Origin of the sequence: Janthinobacterium sp. SUN211, assembly GCF_030587315.1 — a bacterium.
Taxonomy (GTDB): domain Bacteria; phylum Pseudomonadota; class Gammaproteobacteria; order Burkholderiales; family Burkholderiaceae_D; genus Janthinobacterium; species Janthinobacterium kumbetense.
Window position 1 is genome coordinate 66204 of the sequence record NZ_JAPWIC010000008.1, and the last position, 20192, is coordinate 86395.

Annotated in this window: 16 protein-coding genes; 11 read left to right on the forward strand and 5 right to left on the reverse strand. The window is 61.7% G+C overall.

The genetic code is table 11. The annotated features are described in order from the left end of the window. Nucleotides 1-265: 265 nt before the first annotated feature. Together O3301_RS23330 and O3301_RS23335 are read left to right on the forward strand one after the other, a co-directional pair. Entirely contained in the window at nt 266-694 is a 429-nt protein-coding gene (locus O3301_RS23330; protein ID WP_305057635.1) for an EamA family transporter, read from the forward strand. A gap of 73 nt (nt 695-767) precedes the next feature. Further along, entirely contained in the window at nt 768-1133 is a 366-nt protein-coding gene (locus tag O3301_RS23335) for a hypothetical protein (protein WP_034781254.1), read from the forward strand. Nucleotides 1134-1257: 124 nt separating this feature from the next. On the opposite strand, the gene O3301_RS23340 is transcribed toward O3301_RS23335, so the two are convergent. Next, the gene (locus O3301_RS23340) at nt 1258-1686 is read right to left on the reverse strand and encodes a hypothetical protein (RefSeq protein ID WP_305057636.1); all 429 of its coding nucleotides are present in this window, start codon (nt 1684-1686) and stop codon (nt 1258-1260) included. 194 nt (nt 1687-1880) lie between these two features. Here O3301_RS23340 and O3301_RS23345 point away from each other — a divergent pair, with 194 nt between their 5' ends. Continuing rightward, on the forward strand, nt 1881-2699 hold the full coding sequence (locus tag O3301_RS23345) for a helix-turn-helix domain-containing protein (protein ID WP_369812235.1): 819 nt from the start codon (nt 1881-1883) through the stop codon (nt 2697-2699). Nucleotides 2700-2756: 57 nt separating this feature from the next. Here the strand turns inward: O3301_RS23345 and folE are convergent, their stop codons facing one another. Then, nucleotides 2757-3320, reverse strand: a complete 564-nt coding sequence (folE, locus tag O3301_RS23350; RefSeq protein WP_099666133.1) for a GTP cyclohydrolase I FolE — start codon at nt 3318-3320, stop codon at nt 2757-2759. A 74-nt stretch (nt 3321-3394) separates the two neighbouring features. Next, nucleotides 3395-4234: an NAD(+) diphosphatase gene (gene nudC, locus O3301_RS23355; RefSeq protein WP_289919987.1), complete on the reverse strand. Its 840-nt coding sequence runs from the start codon at nt 4232-4234 to the stop codon at nt 3395-3397. A 291-nt stretch (nt 4235-4525) separates the two neighbouring features. Here nudC and O3301_RS23360 point away from each other — a divergent pair, with 291 nt between their 5' ends. The 5 genes from O3301_RS23360 to O3301_RS23380 all read left to right on the forward strand — a co-directional run bounded on the left by O3301_RS23360 (nt 4526) and on the right by O3301_RS23380 (nt 13026). After that, nucleotides 4526-6859 carry a catecholate siderophore receptor Fiu gene (locus O3301_RS23360; protein ID WP_289919918.1) on the forward strand — a complete coding sequence of 778 codons (2334 nt, stop codon included), beginning with the start codon at nt 4526-4528 and terminating at the stop codon, nt 6857-6859. 384 nt (nt 6860-7243) lie between these two features. After that, nucleotides 7244-8557, forward strand: a complete 1314-nt coding sequence (locus tag O3301_RS23365; RefSeq protein WP_077398166.1) for a dicarboxylate/amino acid:cation symporter — start codon at nt 7244-7246, stop codon at nt 8555-8557. Between the two features lie 108 nt (nt 8558-8665). Next, a complete protein-coding gene (locus O3301_RS23370) occupies nt 8666-9658 on the forward strand; it encodes a porin (protein WP_289919916.1) in 993 nt (330 codons plus the stop codon). A 121-nt stretch (nt 9659-9779) separates the two neighbouring features. Continuing rightward, nucleotides 9780-11690 (forward strand): ATP-binding protein, encoded by a 1911-nt coding sequence (locus O3301_RS23375; RefSeq protein ID WP_289900512.1) that lies wholly within the window; start codon nt 9780-9782, stop codon nt 11688-11690. Continuing rightward, nucleotides 11683-13026 carry a sigma-54 dependent transcriptional regulator gene (locus O3301_RS23380; RefSeq protein WP_289900513.1) on the forward strand — a complete coding sequence of 448 codons (1344 nt, stop codon included), beginning with the start codon at nt 11683-11685 and terminating at the stop codon, nt 13024-13026. Before O3301_RS23375 ends, O3301_RS23380 begins: the two co-directional genes overlap by 8 nt. On the opposite strand, the gene O3301_RS23385 is transcribed toward O3301_RS23380, so the two are convergent. Next, complete coding sequence (locus O3301_RS23385; protein WP_305057638.1) at nt 13027-13764, reverse strand: metallophosphoesterase; 738 nt, start codon at nt 13762-13764, stop codon at nt 13027-13029. Nucleotides 13765-13991: 227 nt separating this feature from the next. Between O3301_RS23385 and O3301_RS23390 the strand changes: the two genes are divergently transcribed. Continuing rightward, on the forward strand, nt 13992-14840 hold the full coding sequence (locus O3301_RS23390) for a hypothetical protein (protein WP_099666128.1): 849 nt from the start codon (nt 13992-13994) through the stop codon (nt 14838-14840). Between the two features lie 6 nt (nt 14841-14846). Here O3301_RS23390 and O3301_RS23395 read toward each other — a convergent pair whose 3' ends face one another. After that, nucleotides 14847-15356, reverse strand: a complete 510-nt coding sequence (locus tag O3301_RS23395; protein ID WP_305057639.1) for a GNAT family N-acetyltransferase — start codon at nt 15354-15356, stop codon at nt 14847-14849. A gap of 257 nt (nt 15357-15613) precedes the next feature. On the opposite strand from O3301_RS23395, the gene O3301_RS23400 reads away from it, so the two are divergent. Next, nucleotides 15614-16531 (forward strand): ABC transporter ATP-binding protein, encoded by a 918-nt coding sequence (locus O3301_RS23400; protein ID WP_305057640.1) that lies wholly within the window; start codon nt 15614-15616, stop codon nt 16529-16531. A 10-nt stretch (nt 16532-16541) separates the two neighbouring features. Beyond that, complete coding sequence (locus O3301_RS23405; RefSeq protein ID WP_305057641.1) at nt 16542-20123, forward strand: M1 family aminopeptidase; 3582 nt, start codon at nt 16542-16544, stop codon at nt 20121-20123. Nucleotides 20124-20192: the final 69 nt, after the last annotated feature.

Genomic DNA, 20192 nt, shown 5'->3' on the forward strand with positions numbered 1-20192 from the left:
GCGGCAAAGGGGCGTGGCCCGCTTCCAGCTCGGCTGGCCAGGAATGCGGCGGCGACGGTGCTCTGGCGGCACCGTTCAGACTGCTTCAGCATACGCTCGAACGACCGATATTTACAATGCCGGGAAGCAATGAATTTTGCCCAGTGTTGTTAATGCGTTGCGACAATTGATGAGAATTGATGTTGCGTTGCAATAAAATTGGGGCCAGCGGCCGCCGTTCTTTTGCGCTACAGTCACTCCCATTCCCCACCGCGCAAGGAGTTCCATGTTCACCACCATGAGCTGGCAAGGCTTTGCCATCCTGTCGGCCGTGTTCGCGGCCCTGACGGCCATCCTGGGCAAGCTGGGCGTGGCCCACCTGAACAGCAACATGGCCACCTTGATACGCACGGGCGTCATCCTGCTGGTGACGGCGGCCATCATCTCGCTGCGCGCGGAATGGCAGCGGCCCGCCGGCGGCAACTGGGTGGGCTGGACCTGCCTGATCGCCTCGGGCGTGGCCACGGGCCTGTCGTGGCTATGCTATTTCCGCGCGCTGCAGCTGGGGCCCGTGTCGCTGGTGGCGCCCGTCGACAAGCTCAGCGTGGCGCTGGTGATGCTGGCCGGCTGGCTGGTGCTGGGCGAACCGTTCACGCTGAAAGGGGCCCTCGGTGGCGGCCTGATCGTGCTCGGCTCGCTGATTTTGCTGCTGTGACGCATTCCACGGCACGCGGCGGCGCGCCTGTGTCAGAATGCACGCCGCATAGATCGAATCACGAAAGAACAGCATGACCAAGAATGAAGCCATGAAACGCATCAACGACCGCCTGGGCAAACCCACCCTGACGGACAAGAACACGCACTTTGCCAGCGTCGCCAGCTATGGCACGGACGAAGGCTGGTGGCTGAAGATCCCCTTCCTGACGTTCAAGCAGGAATTGCACTTCATCCTCAACAATGAAAAAACGAAAAGCTTCCAGCACCTGAAGATCGGCGCCAACCAGATCCTCAGCCCCGGCATGAAGTTCCGCAGCACGGGCGGCGCGGCCGACGCCTTCATGTCGGCCTCGGCGCCGAAACGCCTGGTCGACTTGCTCGACGGCGGCAGCAAGTACAACTTCACCAAGCATTTCGTCAACGACTACCGCTACTAAAACACCTGACCCAACCTGCTGCACGTCGGTATAGGCAGCCTGCGATGCTCACCGGCTCGGCGCCCCCGTACAAAGTACGGTTGCGCTTCTCGGCTACCTCTCCCTTCCGCTCGCGACGGTTTGGTCAGGCGTCGTGACGCCTTGTCGGATCATTTTGGGGCGGCAGCCACGCCCTGAGCAAATGCTGGGCGATGTCGAGCGCGTCGTCGCGGCTGGTGCCGAAATGCAGGGGATAGCCCCAGAACTTGCCAAATAAGACGGCAAAGGCCTTGCCGGCCAGGCGCTTGGCGGCGCTCGGTTCGATCAACACCATGCCCTGGATATACGCGCGGATGGCGGCCTTGTTCTGCTTCATCCACAGCGACGCGCGCTTGCGCTCCGCCTGCGGGTGTTCATGCCCGTCCTCGTCAAAGCCTTCTTCGCTGAGGATGACAAACGCCTGCCGGCGCGCCAGCAGCGCGTCGAACTGGGCAAACAGCACATCGGCCTGGGTATCTGCCGCGCCGTCGCGGCGCATCCAGACGAGAGGGAATGTGGAAAAATCGAGTTGCATGGGATGACTCCTTCAAGGGGGTTGCCGTTCCTCCTCACCTTCATCAGAACACTGGCGGCGGCGGTTGCCGTGGAAGCGGGGCTGCGGATGGCCATACGATAGCGTTGGCAGTGCTGCGCGTCATTGCATAAAATAGCCACAATATTATTCAATCCAGCCAAAGTCTTCCCATGCCCCATCCCCTTTTGCCCAGCATGCTGACGGCCCGCCTGGGCCTGGACGACGACGCCTCCATCCTCGATTTCGATGTCGATGGCGTGCTGCGTCCCTTGCTGGCCGTGGGCCTGGCCAGCGTGCCCGAGGATGCGGAACAGGCGCCGCACCAGCACCGCAAGGGGCAGTTGCTGTATGCCACGCGGGGCGTGATTCATTGCGAGGTGGAAAGCGGCGTGTGGATCGTGCCGCCCCAGTGCGCCGTGTGGATACCGGGCGGCCTGATGCACGCGGCGCAGGGCGTGGGCGAGGCGCAATGTTATTGCCTGTTTGTCGAGCCAGGCATGGCGCCGGCCTTGCCCGCCGTCTGCTGCACCGTGGCCGTCTCGCCATTGCTGCGCGAACTGATCGCCAAGGCGGCCGGTTTTCCCACCCTGGCCGCGCTGCAGGGCGCGCAGGAACGCCTGGTGCTCACCCTGCTCGATGAACTGGCGGCCGCTCCCGTGGAAGACTTGCATTTGCCGATGCCGCGCGATGCGCGGCTGCGCCGCCTGGCCGCCCTGCTGCTGGCCCAGCCTGCGGATAAACGCACGCTGGCCGAGTGGGCCAGCCGCATCGGCATGAGCGAGCGCAGCATGACCCGGCAATCCCTGGAGGAAATGGGCATGAGCGTGGGCCGCTGGCGCCGGCAATTGCACGTCATCCTGACCTTGCAACGGCTGGCGCAAGGGCACAGCGTGAAAGCGGTGGCGCTGGAACTCGGCTATGAAAATACCAGCGGTTTTGTCACCATGTTCCGCAAGGCGGTGGGCAAGCCGCCGGCCCGCTACCTGGCGGAACGGGAATCCAGGAAAATATAAAAACGCATAAAAAAAGGCGGCATATGCCGCCTTCGTCTTGCATCATCGTTTAAATCATCATACTTCGCGCGCCAGCGCCAGGAACTCCGTACGCAGCGCCAGGTTCGGCTGCATCTCGCCCAGCATGGCCGAGGTGATGGTTTCTTCGCCCGGCGTGCGGATGCCGCGGCTTTCCATGCACAGGTGGCGGCAGCGTACGACCACGCCCACCGATTTCGGTTCCAGCACTTCCATCAAGGCATTGGCGATCTGCATCGTCATGCGTTCCTGCACTTGCAGGCGCTTGGAGAAGCAATCGACGAGGCGCGTCAGTTTCGACAGGCCGACGATCTTGCCATTGGGCACGTAGCCGATGGTAGCCTTGCCGAAGAACGGCGCCAGATGGTGTTCGCAATGGCTGTAGACGGGGATGCCGCGCACGACGATCAGCTCGTTGTACTGTTCCGCGCCATCTTCAAAGGCTTTCAACAAATCGACCGGGTCCTGGCCATAGCCGGAGGTCCAATGTTTCCAGGCTTTTGCCACGCGCGCCGGCGTTTCCAGCAAGCCAGGACGCTGCGGATCTTCACCAAAGCTGCTGATGAGCCGGCGCCAGTCGTTTTCGGAGAATTCTTGAGACATGCTAAACCACCCTAAAATTTGCAATTGCCGCCAGTATATAGAAAATGCGGCAAGCTGCCTGAGCAGCCCCCGCTTTACGGCACTGCCGGCGGGCGGTGCGCCTGCACCAGCAGCGCGGAAATCGACACGCTGGAACTCGCTTCCGGCCAGGCATCGCCGGGGCCGAACCAGCGCGCCTCGGCGATCTCGTTCTCGTCGAGGCGGATCTCGCCATCGAGGTAATCGGCCGTAAACGCGATCATCAGCGAATGGGGAAACGGCCAGGATTGGCTCATGAAGTACTGCAGGTTATGCACGCGCAAGCCGACCTCTTCCATCACTTCCCGGTGCACGGCCTCCTCGATCGATTCGCCCGCCTCCAGGAAACCGGCCAGGGGACTGAAGCGCTGCGATGGCGAATGCTTGTGCATGGCCAGCAGCACTTGCTCGCCCTTGCGGATGAGTACCATCATGGCAGGCGAAATGCGCGGATACGCGAGCATGCCGCAGGCGGCGCAGGTGAAACAGCGTTCGCCGCGCGTGCGCTGCATGGGCGTGGCGCACACGCCGCAATGACGGTGCGTGCGCGCCCACTCGGCCAGCTGCGCGGCGCGGCTGGCCAGGCCCAGGAAAGCATCGTCGACGGCATGGAACAGCGAGCGCATGCCGTGCCAGGCCAGGGGCGCATCGGCGGGCAAGGCCTCGTCATCCGTCCAGACGGTCTGGCAATAGCGGCCCTGCCACAAGCCCACGGGCTGGGCGCGGCTCAGGTCGATATCGAGCGCGGCCGCCTCGGCGGCAGTGGGCAGGGTCAGCTCGGGCGTGCGCAACAATAAACGCCCGCGGTGAAAGACGAATGTGAGCGTGTCGGCTGCCGCCGGGGCCGGTTCAGGAGGATCGATCAGGGGGACGAAGGCATCGGGTGTCTGCAGCATGCTTGGCGGAAATTTGTAAAGGTTGCTCATCATACTCCCGCTGCCGGACGCCTGCGCGCGTAGCAGCGGCCATGCAGCAAAGCAAGCATTCATGGGCCATGACAGTGTTTTTTTTACGGCACACCCAATTCGTTGCGTAAACGAGACTGATAACGATTCTCATTTACGAATTAGCGCCCAATAATTACAATGTCTGCCAACCCGTCCATCGCCAGCCACTTGCCCGCTTGCCACAGCACAGCGTCGCGCAGCCAGCCAGGAACCACTACCTGACCTTTTCGAGAGAGCAAGATGGCAATCAAGAGCCGCAAACACGTCCAATCCCGTTTCAACCAGCACATCGGCGCCGCCCTGGCCGTGATGCTGCTGCCCGTTGCCGCCCAGGCCGCCGATCCGGCCGGCCAGAGCGCGCCTGCATCGCAGCAAACCCTGAACGAAGTCAAGGTCATTGGTTCCAAGGAAAATGATTTCAAGGCCGAGAAAGCCTCGTCGCCGAAATACACGGAAGAGCTGGTCAACACGCCGCAAACCATCGTCGTGATCAAGAAGGAATTGATCGAACAGCAAGGCGCGCTGACCCTGACGGATGCGCTGCGCAACACGCCGGGCGTCGGCACTTTCTTCCTCGGTGAAAACGGCAACACGAACACGGGCGACGCCGTCTACATGCGCGGTTTCGATTCGTCCGGCAGCATCTATGTCGATGGCGTGCGCGACGTGGGCTCCATTTCGCGCGACGTCTTCAACATCGAACAGATCGACGTCTTGAAGGGCCCGGCGGGCACCGACAGCGGCCGCGGCTCGCCGACCGGCTCGATCAATCTGGTCAGCAAGACGGCCACCATGGAAAACAAATTCAATTCGCTGCTGACGGCGGGCAGCGGCAAGCAGAAACGCGCCACGGCCGACTGGAACCGCATCCTCGACAGCGATACGGGCACGGCCTTGCGCCTGAACCTGATGACGCAGGATAGCGGCAACCCGGCACGCGATGAAGTCAAGAACAAGCGCTGGGCCTTCGCGCCCACCGTCACCTTCGGCATCGGTAAACCAACGCGCATCACGGCCAGCTACCTGCACGTGGATCAAAACAACGTGCCCGACGGCGGCGTGCCGACCATCGGCTTGCCGGGCTACTCGACACCGGACGTTCCAACGAAGGATCAACCGGTCATCCGCAGCTTCCTGAACAGCGCCGCCAGGGTCGATCCGAAGAATTTCTACGGTTCCACCTCGGACTACGACAAGATCAAGGCCGACATGGGCACCTTGCGCATCGACCATGATTTCTCGCCCAACGTGCAGATCCAGAACACCACGCGCTACGGCAAGACCAAGCAAGACTACCTGCTGACGGCCTTCATGGGCAGCATGGGCAACCTGAAGACACCGGTCACCACCGATCCGTCGACCTGGACCCTGGCGCGCTCGCTGCGCACCGTGAAGGACCAGGAAAACACGATCCTGACCAACCAGACCGTGGTCAGCGCGCAATTCGACACGGGCGTGCTGAAGCACTCCGTGGTGGCCGGCGCCGAGTTCACCAGCGAAAAACAGACCAACTACAGCTATGTGCCCGCCAGCCTGGGCACCTTGCCGGCAGCGAACCTGTACAAGCCGAATCCGCGCGACACCGTCACCGGCCACAACCCTGTGCGCAGCGGCGCCTTCACCGAAGGCGAAGTCAACACGCAAAGCCTGTATATGTTCGATACCATCAAGTTCGGCGACAAGTGGCTCTTCAACGGCGGCGTGCGCTTCGACCATTTCAACACCACGTATGACGCCGTCGCCCTGCAAGGGGCCGTGACTGCGCCTGCGGTACAGCCATTGCCAGTGGGCACGCCAATTCCCACCCACCTGACCCTGAGCGACACCCTGGCCAACGGCAAGATCTCGGCCATGTACAAGCCGACGCCGGACAGCAGCGTGTACGCCTTGCTGGCCACGTCGAAAGCACCGCCAGGCACCAATTTTGCCCTGAGCACCGCCGCCAGCAGCGCGCAAAACCTGAACTATGACCCACAGGAAACCATCACCAAGGAAATCGGCACCAAGTGGGACTTCCTGAAGCAAAAACTGTCGCTGTCGGCCGCCGTCTACCAGACCACCGTCAAGAATGAAGTGGAGCAAGATCCCGTCATCTCGACCATTTATTACCAGACCGGCAAGAAACGCGTGCAAGGCCTGGAACTGGGCGTGGTAGGCGAAATCATGCCGAACTGGCTGGTCAGCGCCGGCTACACCCGCATGAATACCAAGGTCGAGTCGAACAAGGTCTTCACGGCCAGCGGCGACAAGAACCTCACCTACACGCCAAAACAGGCGTTCACCAGCTGGACTTCGTACACCCTGCCATTCGGCCTGAAGATCGGCGGCGGCGCGCGTTACGTGGGTGAAATGCTGCGCGGCACCGACGGCGCCGTCGGCACGCCGGCCCGCGTGGATGCCTATTGGGTCTTCGACGCCATGGCAACCTACACCGTCAACAAGAACCTCGACGTGCAGTTGAACGCCTACAACCTGGCCGACAAGACCTATGTGGCGGCCATCAACAAGTCCGGCTTCCGCTACACCCCGGGCCAGCCCCGTTCGTTCAGCCTGACGGCGAATATCAAGTTCTAACGTCAAGAGAACACGCATTGCGTCACATCAAGCCCCTCTTCGGAGGGGCTTTTTTATTGTCCTGATAATCTTGTCTTTTTGGCGCACCGCCGCCCTGCCGCGACTAGCGTATGAAAAGTCATACAGCGATATCCCGCCGCGTCCAATATTTCGCGCAAGCGCGCCAAGTTGCGACATCTAAACAACAAAAAAGCATCCTTAAATCAACAACTTAAGAAGTTAGGTTCCAAATTCCCATTTCAGGCATATCCTTTGCTATGTACAGGTTTTGCTGCAAATAATCGCTGGCACGCAAGGGCTTGTTTTTGAGAAATATTGACTCCAAGCTTGAGTTGCTCGCTATCAATAATCCGCTCACAGCGGCGTTTCACCGGAGGAGTCAAAATGAAAAAGAAACGGCCATTAACCCTGTACATCCTGATTGCCATGATCCTCGGCATTGCCGTGGGCTATGGATGCAACACCGCTTTCCCTGATGCCAAGCTCAGCGCTCAAATCGCTGGCAATATTTCTATCGTCACCGACGTCTTCCTGCGCCTGATCAAGATGATCATTGCGCTGCTGGTGTTCTCCACCCTGACCGTCGGTATCGCCCACATGGGCGACGGCAAGACGGCGGGCCGCATCGGCCTGAAAGCCATGTGCTGGTTCGTGGTGGCCTCGCTGGTGTCGCTGGCGCTGGGCATGGTGCTGTCGAACCTGATGCAGCTGGGAACCAACCTCGGTTTGCCATTGCCGGACATCCACGCGTCGACCAATCTGAAAACGGCCGCCTTCACCTTGAAAGATTTCTTCACGCACCTGGTGCCGAAGTCGCCGATCGAGGCCATGGCCAACAATGAAATCCTGCAAGTGCTGGTATTCTCGATCTTCTTCGGCGGCGCACTGGCCGGCCTGGGCGAATCGGGCAAGACCCTGACGGCCGTCGTCGACCAGCTGGCGCAAGTCATGCTGCGCATCACCGGCACCATCATGAACCTGGCTCCGTTGGCCGTATTCGCCGCGATGGCTTCCGTCATCACCACCCACGGCCTGGGCGTGCTGGTCACGTTTGCCAAGTTCATGGGCGGTTTCTACGTAGGCCTGCTGTGCCTGTGGGCCCTGCTGATCGGCGCCGGTTTCGTGGTCATCGGCCCGCGCATTTTCAAACTGGTCGGCCTGATCCGCGAACCCTTCCTGCTGGCATTCTCGACGGCCAGCTCGGAAGCGGCCTATCCAAAACTGCTGACGGCGCTCGACCAGTTCGGCGTGGACCGCAAGATTTCCAGCTTCGTGTTGCCAATGGGCTACTCCTTCAACCTCGACGGTTCGATGATGTACTGCACCTTTGCCGTGCTGTTCATTGCGCAAGCCTACGGCATCGACCTGTCGATCGGCACCCAGATCACCATGCTGCTGCTGCTGATGCTGACCTCGAAAGGCATGGCCGGCGTGCCGCGCGCCTCGCTGGTGGTGATTGCCGCTACCCTGAACCAGTTCAATATTCCGGAAGCGGGCTTGCTGCTGCTGATGGGCGTCGACCAATTCCTCGACATGGGCCGTTCGGCCACCAACGCGGTCGGCAATGCCGTCGCCACGGCCGTCGTCGCCAAGTGGGAAGGTGGCCTGGCCACCGAGGAAGAAGCCGCCGCGGCCAACGCGGCCAGCCTGAACACGGAAAGCCATTGGGGCGAAGCGGATCACGCTAGCAAAGCCTGATAGCGCCATGGCCCGCCACAAGCGGGCCATTTATTTGTTGTCGATGTTGAGTAACAAGCAGTCAGGTAGTGCGATCAGTAGTCATTCCAACTTATTAGAGAGATTTTCATGAAAAAAGTCCTGTTTACCCTGCTGACCCTCGGCGCAGCCTCCACTGGCGCCATGGCCCAATCGAGCGTGACCATCTACGGCGTGGCTGACGCCGGCCTGGTGTTCGACAAGGATGCGGCTGGAGACCGCCTGAACCGCGTCGCTTCCGGCGTCGCTTCCGGCTCGCGCATCGGCTTCAAGGGCAAGGAAGACCTGGGCGGCGGCCTGGCCGCTACCTTCGTGCTGGAAAGCGGTTTCAATATCGACACCGGCACCTCGGGCCAGGGCGGTCTGTTGTTCGGCCGCCAGGCATATGTCGGCCTGACCGGCAGCGCCGGCGCCGTCACCCTGGGCCGCCAATATTCCCCGTACTACCTGGCCCTGCGCGACGTGGCCGATCCGTTCGTCATCGGCCTGGCCGGCACGGCATCGAACCTGATGGTGACGAATATCCGCGTCGATAACATGGTGCAATACACCACGCCGACCTATAGCCACCTGTCGGCCGACCTGGCGTATGGCTTTGGCGAAGTAGCTGGCGACAATGCGAAAAACCGCAGCATGGGCGGCGCCGTGCACTACATCGACGGTCCGCTGAACGTGACCCTGACGCACCACCGCAAGGAAAATGCGCTGGCGACCCAGCAAACGCGCAACACCCTGCTGGCCACGCGCTACGACTTTGGCGTGCTGCAAGGCAACTTCGGCTACGCCGACAACCGCGCCCTCGACAACAGCAAGAGCAACGACATCCTGGTCGGCTTCAGCGCCCCGTTCGGCGCCACCAAGCTGGTCGCGTCGTACATCCGCCACAACGACAAGAGCATTGCCAACCGTGACGCCCAGCAGTGGGCCATCGGCGCCTTCTATGCCCTGTCCAAGCGCAGCGACCTGTACACCGGTTACGGCCACATCAGCAACAAGAACGGCGCTACCTTCGTCGTCGGCAATGCCACGGACAATGGCACCGGCAACAGCGGTTTCAACCTGGGCATGCGCCATACCTTCTAAGGACGTCGAGCTGTCCGTGACATAGAAGTGTGAGCCGCCGGATGCATATCCGGCGGCTTTTTCTTTTTACGCAATATTTAAATGCGATACTGTGGGTTCTTGCAAGTTGGCAGCTGATTTTATGAATAGCAGTACTACGAAACCCTCCCTTTCCTGGCGCCAGCGCCTGTCGCAACGGTCGGGCCGCGAAACGCTGGCCTGGGGCGTGGTGCTGGCCGCCTGTCTGGCCACCGTCTGGCTCGTGTATTTCTGGACCGAACGCATCGCCATCGGCAAGCTGCAGGCCAGCGGCGCGCAGCGCCTCGAGGTATATGTCAGCAGCCTGGAAAATGCGCTGGAAAAATACGATTTCCTGCCCAAGACGCTGGAACTGAACCGCGACGTCATCCGCTTGCTGCAGCATCCGGAAGACCCGGTGCTGGTCGATACGGTCAACCATTACCTCGAGCAAATGAATGCTCAGGCGAAATCATCGACCATTTTCATCAGCAACCTCGACGGCAACACGCGGGCCGCCAGCAACTGGCAGCAGCCCGATAGTTTTATTGGCGACAATATCTCGTTCCGCCCCTACGCCCAGGATGCGCTGCGCGGCACGCCGGGCCGCTTCTATGGCGTGGGCACGACGCGGCTGGAACCCGGTTATTTCTTTGCCCACGGCATCTACCAGAATGGCCACATGCTGGGCCTGGCAACGGTGAAGGTGAACCTGGAAAACCTGGAAAAACGCTGGGTGCAGGGCGCCGACAAGGTCATGCTGGCCGACGAGCACGGCGTGATCTTCCTCAGCTCCATGGCGGACTGGAAATACAAGACCCTGGCGCCGCTGTCGCCCGCCATCGTCGAAGAACTCAACCGCACGCGCCAGTATTATTCGAAGCAGCTGGCAGCCATCCCCTTCGTATCCGACCGCCAGCTGGGCAATGGCGCCCGCGTGATCAGCGTGCGCGAGCAGGAACACGCCGACACGCCGCCGAAGATCAGCTCCAGCGTCATGACGCAGATCAAACTCAAGTCCCCGCAAGGCTGGACGTTCATTTACCTGTCCGACCTGGCGCAGGCCAAGGCCAGCGCGCGCGCGGCGGCCGCCTTCTCTTGCGTGCTGCTGGGCTTCTTCATGCTGCTGTTCTTTTACCTGCGCCAGCGCCGCGCGGCCGTGGCGCAAAAATTGCGCGCCCGCGAAGACTTGCAGCATGCGTACGACAACCTGGAAGCCATGGTCGAGGAACGCACGTCGGAACTCAATGCCATGACGCAAAGCCTGAGCCAGGAAATCGACGTGCGCAGCAAGGCCGAGCAAAAACTCCACATCACGCAAAACGAACTGTTTCAAGCCGGCAAGATGGCCGTGCTGGGACAGATGTCCGCCAGCATCACGCATGAACTCAACCAGCCGCTGACGGCGCTGCGCACCATGTCCGACAATGCCGTCATCCTGCTCGAACGCGGGCGGCTCGACGACGCGCGGCGCAACCTGGCGAAGATCTCGCAAATTGCGGCCAGGATGGGGACCATTACGGGTCAATTGAAGATTTTTGCGCGCAAGTCGACCACCAGCCTGACGTCCGTCTCGATCCCCACGGCGATCAGCAACGCCCTGTTCCTCGTCGAACGCCGGCTGCAGGTGGAAAATGTGCGTTTTACTTTGCAATTGCCGCCCGAAGACATCTTCGCCATGTGCGAAAGCAACCGCCTGGAACAGGTGCTGGTGAACCTGTACGCCAACGCGCTCGACGCCATGAATGGCAGCGACGTGCGCAGCCTGCGCGTGGCCGTCGAATGCACGCAGGAGCACGTGCTGATCCACGTGGCCGACACGGGACCTGGCCTGTCGACGGAAGTGTGCGAACATCTGTTCGAACCGTTCTTCACCACCAAGCCGCAAGGCCTGGGACTGGGACTGGGGCTGGCCATTTCCGAACAGATCACGCGCCAGTTCGGCGGCGTGCTGCGCGCCGAAAACGCCCCCGGCGGCGGCGCCATCTTCACCATCGAACTACAGATTGCAACGCAGGAGGAAAAACATGTTTGACGGCTTGAAGGTCTTGCTGGTCGAGGACGACCCCACCGTACGCGAAGGCAGCGAGCAGGCCCTGCAGCTGGCCGGCCTGGACGTGCTGGCGTTTCACTCGGCCGAGCTGGCCTATAAACTGCTGACGCCGGATTTCCCCGGCATCGTCGTCAGCGACGTGCGCCTGCCCGGCATGAGCGGCCTGGAATTGCTGCAGGCGGTCAAGACGCTGGACGCCAACCTGCCCGTGATCCTCGTCACGGGCCACGGCGACATCACGATGGCCGTGCACGCCATGCGCACGGGCGCCTACGATTTCATCGAAAAACCGTATTCATCCGAGCAACTGGTCGACGTCATCCTGCGCGCGCTGGAAACGCGGCGCCTGACCCTGGAAGTGCACAGCCTGCGCCGCCAGCTCGAGGACGGCGGCGGCATCGAAGCGCGCCTGCTGGGCAATTCCGTGGCGATGCGCGACATACGGCGCCTGATACTCGACGTTGCCAACGAACCGGCCGACGTGCTGATCTATGGCGACACGGGCACGGGCAAGGAAATGGTGGCGCGCTGCCTGCATGACTTCAGCCACCGCCGCAAGCACAACTTCGTCGCCGTCAACTGCGGCGCGATTCCCGAAAGCATTTTTGAAAGCGAAGTCTTCGGCCACGAACCGGGCGCATTTACGGGCGCGGCCAAGCGGCAAGTGGGCAAGATCGAGCACGCGGATCAAGGTACTTTCTTCCTCGACGAAATCGAATCGCTGCCCCTGTCCCTGCAAGTCAAATTGCTGCGCGTGTTGCAGGAACGCTATATCGAGCGCCTGGGCTCGAACGTGCCCACGCCCGTCGACGTGCGCGTCATCGCGGCGGCCAAGCTGGACCTGGAAGACTTGTCGCAGCAACAGAAATTCCGCAGCGACCTGTACTACCGCCTGAATCTGATCGTGCTGCATCTGCCGCCGCTGCGCGAACGGCGCGAGGATATTCCCATCCTGTTCGAACACTTCGTGCTGGCCGCCGCCGCCCGCTACAACCGCGCCGCGCCCGTCGTCTCCAGCGCGCAGATGCGCAACCTGATGGCCCATTCCTGGCCCGGCAATGTGCGCGAGCTGCGCAATATCGCCGACCGCTTCGTGCTGGGCATCGCCGGCGGCGCCTCGAGCTTGCTGGCGGCCGGGCTGGCCAGTCCCCTGTCGCTGGCGGAACAGGTCAACGGCTTCGAACGCGCACTGATCGAACAGGAACTGCGCGCATATTCCGGCAATGTCAGTGAAGTGAGTGCGGTGCTCGGCTTGCCGAAGCAAACCTTGTACCACAAGATGCAGAAGTACAACCTGGTAGCCGAAGAGTTCCGCTGATCAGCCGACCCGGCCCGTGCGCAAGGGCGCGGCCCAGTCTGGCCGCCCGTTCGCCAGCGCCAGCCGGGCTGCCTTTTCCCAGTCATATGCCACGGCGTGCAACTGCGCCGTCCAGGCGCCATCGGCACCCTGCTCGGCGATGGCATAGCGCGCATGCGGCGTGCCGTTTTCCATCACGTGCGGATAACCATGGTCGTCGTCGTAGGCTTGCAAGCCCACGCTGCCCGGATTGACGACCAGCCGGCCATCGGGCAAGCGCACCTGGCGCGGCATGTGCGTGTGGCCGCACAGGATCAAGGCCGCGTCCGTCGTCCCGGCCCGTTCGGCCACCTCGTCCGGCGTGGCGGCGCGGCTGCCTTGCGGCGTGACGCTGTCGAGAAAATACACGAGATCGCTTTGCGGCGTGCCATGCACGAGCAGCACATCCTTGCGCAAGCGCAAGGTGGCAGGCAGCGCATTGATCCACACGAGTTGTTCAGGCAGCAGTTGCGCGCGCGCAAAAGCGTCCGACACGCCCATACGGGCCGGGTCGCCGAACAATTGCCGCTCGTGGTTGCCGCGGATGGTGGGCAAGTCCAGCCCCATCAGGCGCGCCGCCGTGGCGCGCGGCTGCAGATGGCCCGAGACGATATCGCCCAGGTTGACGATCATGTCCACGCCACGCAGGGCGATGTCGGCCAGCACGGCCTCGAGCGCATCGAGGTTGCCGTGAATATCGGAAATGGCAGCAATTTTCATGCGGTGTCTCCTCCTCGTACACACCATTCTGCCCGCGTTCCCCCTTGCAGGCAATGCCGGCATGTGTACCGGCTCTTACACACGGTAGGACAAATCCGACGGAAATTTGCGTCGTGCGGCTACGTGATCCAAAAGTAACAATTGCTACCATTTCCTCATTGCATTACCGCATCACGCCAGCCGCCCCGACGTCGCGGCCCGTTCACTTTATCTTGAGGAGTAGCCCCATGTTTGCCACGCCCGTTCCCGCCCGCCTGACCCCGCCACGTTTGCGCCATCTTGCCTTGCGCAGCACCATGATGCTGGGCGTGCTGGGTGTCGCCACGGCCGCCGCCACGGCGCGGGCGGAACCGTCGCCCGCGCTGGATCGCGTCAGCATCTCGGTGGGGGCGTTTTCCGCCGATCCGCGCATCAATATCGGCGCCGACACGCAGTTTGGCCGCATCGATGCGCCCGAATCGAAGCAAAGCCACACGACCATCCCCCGCATCAAGGCGGACTTGCTGATCGGCGACCGCCATGGCCTGGCATTCGACTACTACCGCTACGACAAATCCTACACGCCAAGCCTGACAGGCGACACCATCATCAATGGCCAGCCCGTCACGGGCACGGCCACGGCGAATGCCGATTTAAAACTGGACCTGGCCAAGCTGGCCTATAAATGGTGGCTGGGCAGCGGCAACGATACCTTCGGCATCGGCCTGGGCGCCGCCTACTACCACGCCAGCCTGAACGGCACGGCCACCGGCATCGTCAATGGCGAGACGGCCACGGCGCGCGATTCCATCGGCGAGCACGCGTTCGCGCCGCTGCTGGAAGTGGGCTGGCGCCACGCGTTTACACCGGACTTGCGCATGTATGCGGAAGCGTCGGGCATCAAGAAAAATGGCGGACGCATCAACGGCCACATCTACGGCGGCAATATCGGCGTGGAATGGTTTCCGTTCAAAAATATCGGTTTCGTGGCCGACTACGGCATCTCGAAAATCAAGCTGCACCGCGACAGCGAACGCGATGCCGACCTGAACGTGCGCCTGACGGGGCCGTCGGCGTATGTGAAAGTACGCTTCTAAACGCGCTCAAGCCGCCGGTTTCAGCACAGTCAGCTGGAACTGCGGCAACGCAGGGTCGTCATACGCCTCGACCCTGGCAAACGGCAGACGCGCAAACGCCTGCTGCCAGAACGCGCAGGCAGCGGCATCGTCGCGGAATGTCGCCACCAGCCACGCCTGCGCGCTGTCCAGCAGCACCCTGCGTACCACTTCCAGCGCCACGCCCCGGCGCCGGTATTTCTTCAGGACAAAAAAGTCGCTGAATTCCTGCACCGGCAGCTCACCCGCCATGCCAGGCTCCGTGAGGACAAAGCCAGCCAGTTCGCCATCTACCTCGATCCAGCTGGCCGTGTGGCCGGCGGCATGCACATACGACGCCAGTCCTGCGTCGCACACGTCATAGCGGCCATCGGCCAGCAGCGCCTCGCCGCTCCAGGCGGAATTGTCATAGCAGTACAGTTGAAACAGCTGCGCCAATGCGCCCTCTTCGCCCGGGGCAATGGCGCGCAACGCGATGACCTTGTCTATTGCATGCATGAAGAGCTTTCCCGCACGATGGCGTCCATCCAGTCCGCGATCTTATCACCGTCACTCACCCCCGCCCTCCCGCATTTCATGCCTGCATTTCCTCCCTTGGTCGCAAAAGCATTAATTTTCTTCCAATTGGTTATATATTATTGTTTTTAAGTAACATCCGCCATCGCGGTTGACGAAAAACAAGGGTGATCCCCTTCCACAGACCGGCAGACACGCATCTGCCGGCTTTCATACCCAAGCTCTGGAGAGTGCTGCACATGCTATCGATCAAACAGCTGAACAAAACGTATGCGAATGGCGTCAAGGCCATCAACAATGTCAGCCTGGAGATTCCCAACGGAATGTTCGGCTTGCTGGGGCCTAACGGCGCGGGCAAGTCCTCGCTGATGCGCACCATTGCGACATTGCAAGATCCCGATAGCGGCAGCATCCATTTCGATGGCGTCGATGTGCTGCAGGACAAGGCCGGCCTGCGCCGCCAGCTCGGCTATCTGCCGCAGGATTTCGGCGTGTATCCGAAGGTCAGCGCGGAAACCCTGCTCAACCACTTTGCCGTCTTGAAAGGCTTGACGGAGAAGGGGCCGCGCAAGGAAGCCGTGGAAGCCCTGTTGCAGCAAACCAATCTGTGGGAAGCGCGCAAGCGCAACCTGGGCACGTATTCGGGCGGCATGCGCCAGCGCTTCGGCATCGCCCAGGCGCTGCTGGGCGCGCCGCGCCTGGTGATCGTCGATGAGCCGACGGCCGGCCTGGACCCGGACGAACGCAACCGTTTCCTGAACCTGCTGGCGAAGATCGGCGAGCAGGTGGTGGTGATCTTGTCGACCCACATCGTCGACGACGTGACGGACCTGTGCCCGCGCATGGCCATGATCGTCAAGGGGCAAGTGCTGGTGCAAGGCGAGCCGCAGGCGGCCATCGACACCCTGCTCGGCAAGGTGTGGCGCCGCAGCGTCGGCATGGACGAGCTGGCGCAGTACCAGCAGTCGCACAATGTGCTGTCGACGCGCCTGGTGGGCGGCAAGCCGCAAATCAATGTGTATGCCGACAGCCAGCCCGACAGCGGCTTCGTGCAGATCGCCCCGGATCTGGAAGACGTGTACTTCTTGCATGTGCGCAACGCTGCCCGCAACGGCGCCGCCGTTCCCGCTGCGGCACCGTCCGCCATCGCGGCGTAAGGAGCGCGCCATGTGGAAGGAATTTTTCAAGTTTGACCTCGGCTATCAGCTGAAACAGCCGCTGCTGTGGGTATTTGCCGTCATCCTGGCCTTGCTGGCCTTTGGTGCCAGCAGCAGCGATTCGATCCAGATCGGCGGTGCCATCGGCAACATCAACCGCAATGCGCCCACCGTGGTGGCGCAGCTGCTGACGATGTTCAGCCTGCTGTCAATGTTGCTCATCACCATCTTCATCGCCGGCGCCGTGCTGCGCGACAGCGAAGTGGGCATGGCCGACATGCTGTTCGCCACGCCCATGCGTAAATGGGATTACCTGTTCGGCCGCTTCGCCGCCGGCTTTGTCGCCTGCCTGGTCATCTTCGCCTGCATCGCCTTCGGCACCATGCTCGGCCCCCTCATGCCCTGGGTCGATGCGCAGCGCGTGGGCGCGTTCCCGCTGCAGGCGTATGCGTGGAGCTTCGCCGTGATGGTGATCCCCAACCTGCTCTTCATCGGCGCCCTGCTGATGCTGCTGGCGGCCACCACGCGCTCGATGATGCTGGTCTACGTGGGCGTGCTGGGCTTTTTCGTGCTGTGGGGCACGGCCGGCGCCTTTACGCGCGATATCAACAACGAATGGATCGCCGTCCTGCTCGACCCGTTCGGCATGCGCGCCCTGGGCCGCATGACGCGCTACTTCACGTCCGCCGAAGCAAACGCGGGGTTGCCGCCATTTGCCGGCTTCCTGCTGGCCAACCGCCTGCTGTGGCTGGGTATCACGGCGGTGCTGTTCGCCGCCACCGTGATCCTGTTCAAGCCGCAGCGCACGGGCACGGGAAAACGCCTGTTCGGCAAGCACAAGGCCGAAACGGGCGGCCCCGCCGTCACGGCGCCGCGGGACCTGCCGCGCAGCATCCCCACCTTGACGGCCGCGACGGCCTGGCGCCAGTGGTGGCAAATCCTGCGCTTCGACGCCGTCGGCGTCTTCAAGAGCCTGCCCTTCCTCGTCATGCTGCTGTTCGGCATGATCAACCTGATCGCTGCCGCGAATGTCGGCAAGAATATGTATGGCACGGCCGTGTATCCGATGACACATTTGCTGTTACAGCAGATCAGCAACAGCTTCAGCTTCCTCCTGATCATCATCGTCACCTTCTATGCGGGCGAACTGATCTTCAAGGAACGGCAAGCGCGGATCGCCGACGTCAGCGACGCTATGCCCGTGCCCGACTGGGTTCCCCTGCTGGCCAAATGCACGGCCCTGATCGGCGTCATCGCCGGCTACCTGCTGGCGGGCGTCCTCACGGCCATCGGCTTCCAGCTCGTCAAGGGCGGCGCGCCCGTGGAACTGGGGCTGTACCTGAAAGGCACCCTGCTGGGCGCCCTCTTCTTCGTGCTGATGGGCTTGTGCGCCCTCACCCTGCAAGTGTTGTCGAATAACAAGTTCATCGGCTACCTACTGGTGATCCTGCTGATGGTGGCGCAAGCGGTGCAGGGCATGCTGCACTTCGAACACAATCTGTACGCGTTTGGCGGCACGCCGGCCATCCCGTATTCGGACATGAATGGCTATGGCCACTTCTTGACGGGCTGGGCCTGGTTCGCGCTGTACTGGAGCCTGTTTACCGTGGCCCTCGTCATGCTGGCGCAGGCGTTCTGGGTGCGCGGCCTGCCGAACGGCTGGCGCGCGCGCCTGGGCCTGGCCCATCAGCGCCTGCAAGGCCGTGCAGGCGCCGCGCTGGCCGTGGTGCTGCTGTGTTGGGCAGGCACGGGCGGCTGGATCTTCTACAACACGAACGTGCTGAACAAGTACGAGACGTCGAACATCGGCATGGACAAGCAGGCGCGCTACGAAAAACTGTACCAGCGCTACCAGCACTTGCCCCAGCCGAAGATCACGGATGTCCAGGCCAATGTGGATATTTATCCTGAGCAACGTAAAGTCTTGATCAAGGGCCATTATGTGCTGCAAAACAAGACGGCGCAGCCGCTCGATACCCTGCGCATCCAGCTCGACCCGCAACTGAAGACGACGTGGTTGAACTTGCCGGCGCACAAGGTCGTACTCGACGACAAGGAGCTCGGTTTCAGCATCCTCAAGCTGGCGCAAGCGCTGGCGCCCGGCGCCACCCTGCCGCTGGACTTCACGGTGGCCGTCACGCACCAGGGTTTCACCAACAGCGGCGCGCCGGACCAGGTCAACCTGAACGGCAGCTTCTTCAACAACCAGGCTTATTTCCCCCACTTCGGCTATGCGAAGGAAATGGAATTGCTTGACCGCAATGAACGCCGCAAGCGGGGCCTGGGCGAACCGCAGCGCATGGCCAAGCTGGAAGACACGTCCGCGTATGGCAACACGGTGCTGGGCGGCGATGCCGACTGGATCCATTTCGACACGACGGTGTCCACCAGCGGCGAGCAGATCGCCCTGGCGCCCGGCTATCTGCAAGGCAGCTGGGAAAAGGATGGCCGCCGCTATTACCGCTACAAGATGGACCAGCCGATGCTGCCGTTCTTTGCCTACCTGTCGGCGCGCTGGGAAGTCAAGAAAGGTGCGTGGCGCGGTTTGCCGATCGAAATTTATTTCGACAAGAAACACGGCTACAACACGGATCGCATGATCACGTCCGTGCAAAAGTCGCTCGACTATTACAGCACCGAGTTTACGCCCTACCAGCACAAGCAGGTGCGCATCCTGGAATTCCCCGGCTACCAGAGCTTCGCCCAGTCGTTTGCCAATACGATTCCGTATTCGGAAGGCATCGGCTTCATCGCCGACCTGCGCAACAAGGATGACATCGACTATGTGTTCTACGTCACGGCGCATGAAATGGCGCACCAGTGGTGGGGCCACCAGGTGATCGGCGCCAATGTGCAGGGTGCCAGCATGCTGATGGAATCGCTGGCGCAATATTCGGCCTTGATGGTGATGGAAAAGGAATACGGCCGCGACAAGATGCGCCGCTTCCTGCGCTATGAACTGGACCGCTACCTGAGCGGGCGCGGCGGCGAAGCCATCGAGGAATTGCCGCTGGCGCGTGTGGAAGGACAGCAATACATCCACTACAACAAGGGCAGCCTGGTGTTCTACCGCCTGCGCGATGAAATCGGCGAAGCCGCCCTGAACCGTGCCCTGAAACGCTATCTGCAGGACAAGGGTTACCAGCAGGCGCCGTTCACCACATCGTCGGAATTGCTGGCCTACATCCGCGCCGAAGCGCCGCAGGACAAGCAAGCCCTGATCACGGACCTGTTCGAGAAGATCGTGTTCTACGATAACCGCGTCACGCAAGCGACGGCCGTCAAGCGCCCGGATGGGCAATGGGATGTCACCATGCAATTGCACCTGGCCAAGCTGGAGTCCGACGGCAAGGGCAAGGAAAGCCCGCGCGCCTACGATGAACCGGTGGAGATCGCCATCTTCGCGCGCGCGCCGGGCGCCGGGGAGAAGGATGAAAAAGTCTTGTTCACCGACAAGCGCATGTTGTCCGGCAGCGACCCCGTGGTCACCATCACGGTGAAGGAAAAACCATTTGAAGTGGGTGTCGATCCGTACAACAAGATGATCGACCGGGTCTCGCGCGATAACCGCAAGGAAGTCAGCGTGAATTAAGGCTGCAATGGAACCTTGATGCAACGCAAACAGGCCGCCCTATCCGTGAAAGCGCGGCCTGTTTTGTTT

What these genes read in the sequence shown, in the direction of transcription:
- O3301_RS23330 (WP_305057635.1), top strand. Translation starts at nt 266, where the DNA reads ATGTTCACCACCATGAGCTGGCAAGGCTTTGCCATCCTGTCGGCCGTG.
- O3301_RS23335 (WP_034781254.1), top strand. Translation starts at nt 768, where the DNA reads ATGACCAAGAATGAAGCCATGAAACGCATCAACGACCGCCTGGGCAAA.
- O3301_RS23340 (WP_305057636.1), bottom strand. Translation starts at nt 1,686, where the DNA reads ATGCAACTCGATTTTTCCACATTCCCTCTCGTCTGGATGCGCCGCGAC.
- O3301_RS23345 (WP_369812235.1), top strand. Translation starts at nt 1,881, where the DNA reads ATGCTGACGGCCCGCCTGGGCCTGGACGACGACGCCTCCATCCTCGAT.
- folE (WP_099666133.1), bottom strand. Translation starts at nt 3,320, where the DNA reads ATGTCTCAAGAATTCTCCGAAAACGACTGGCGCCGGCTCATCAGCAGC.
- nudC (WP_289919987.1), bottom strand. Translation starts at nt 4,234, where the DNA reads ATGCTGCAGACACCCGATGCCTTCGTCCCCCTGATCGATCCTCCTGAA.
- O3301_RS23360 (WP_289919918.1), top strand. Translation starts at nt 4,526, where the DNA reads ATGGCAATCAAGAGCCGCAAACACGTCCAATCCCGTTTCAACCAGCAC.
- O3301_RS23365 (WP_077398166.1), top strand. Translation starts at nt 7,244, where the DNA reads ATGAAAAAGAAACGGCCATTAACCCTGTACATCCTGATTGCCATGATC.
- O3301_RS23370 (WP_289919916.1), top strand. Translation starts at nt 8,666, where the DNA reads ATGAAAAAAGTCCTGTTTACCCTGCTGACCCTCGGCGCAGCCTCCACT.
- O3301_RS23375 (WP_289900512.1), top strand. Translation starts at nt 9,780, where the DNA reads ATGAATAGCAGTACTACGAAACCCTCCCTTTCCTGGCGCCAGCGCCTG.
- O3301_RS23380 (WP_289900513.1), top strand. Translation starts at nt 11,683, where the DNA reads ATGTTTGACGGCTTGAAGGTCTTGCTGGTCGAGGACGACCCCACCGTA.
- O3301_RS23385 (WP_305057638.1), bottom strand. Translation starts at nt 13,764, where the DNA reads ATGAAAATTGCTGCCATTTCCGATATTCACGGCAACCTCGATGCGCTC.
- O3301_RS23390 (WP_099666128.1), top strand. Translation starts at nt 13,992, where the DNA reads ATGTTTGCCACGCCCGTTCCCGCCCGCCTGACCCCGCCACGTTTGCGC.
- O3301_RS23395 (WP_305057639.1), bottom strand. Translation starts at nt 15,356, where the DNA reads ATGCATGCAATAGACAAGGTCATCGCGTTGCGCGCCATTGCCCCGGGC.
- O3301_RS23400 (WP_305057640.1), top strand. Translation starts at nt 15,614, where the DNA reads ATGCTATCGATCAAACAGCTGAACAAAACGTATGCGAATGGCGTCAAG.
- O3301_RS23405 (WP_305057641.1), top strand. Translation starts at nt 16,542, where the DNA reads ATGTGGAAGGAATTTTTCAAGTTTGACCTCGGCTATCAGCTGAAACAG.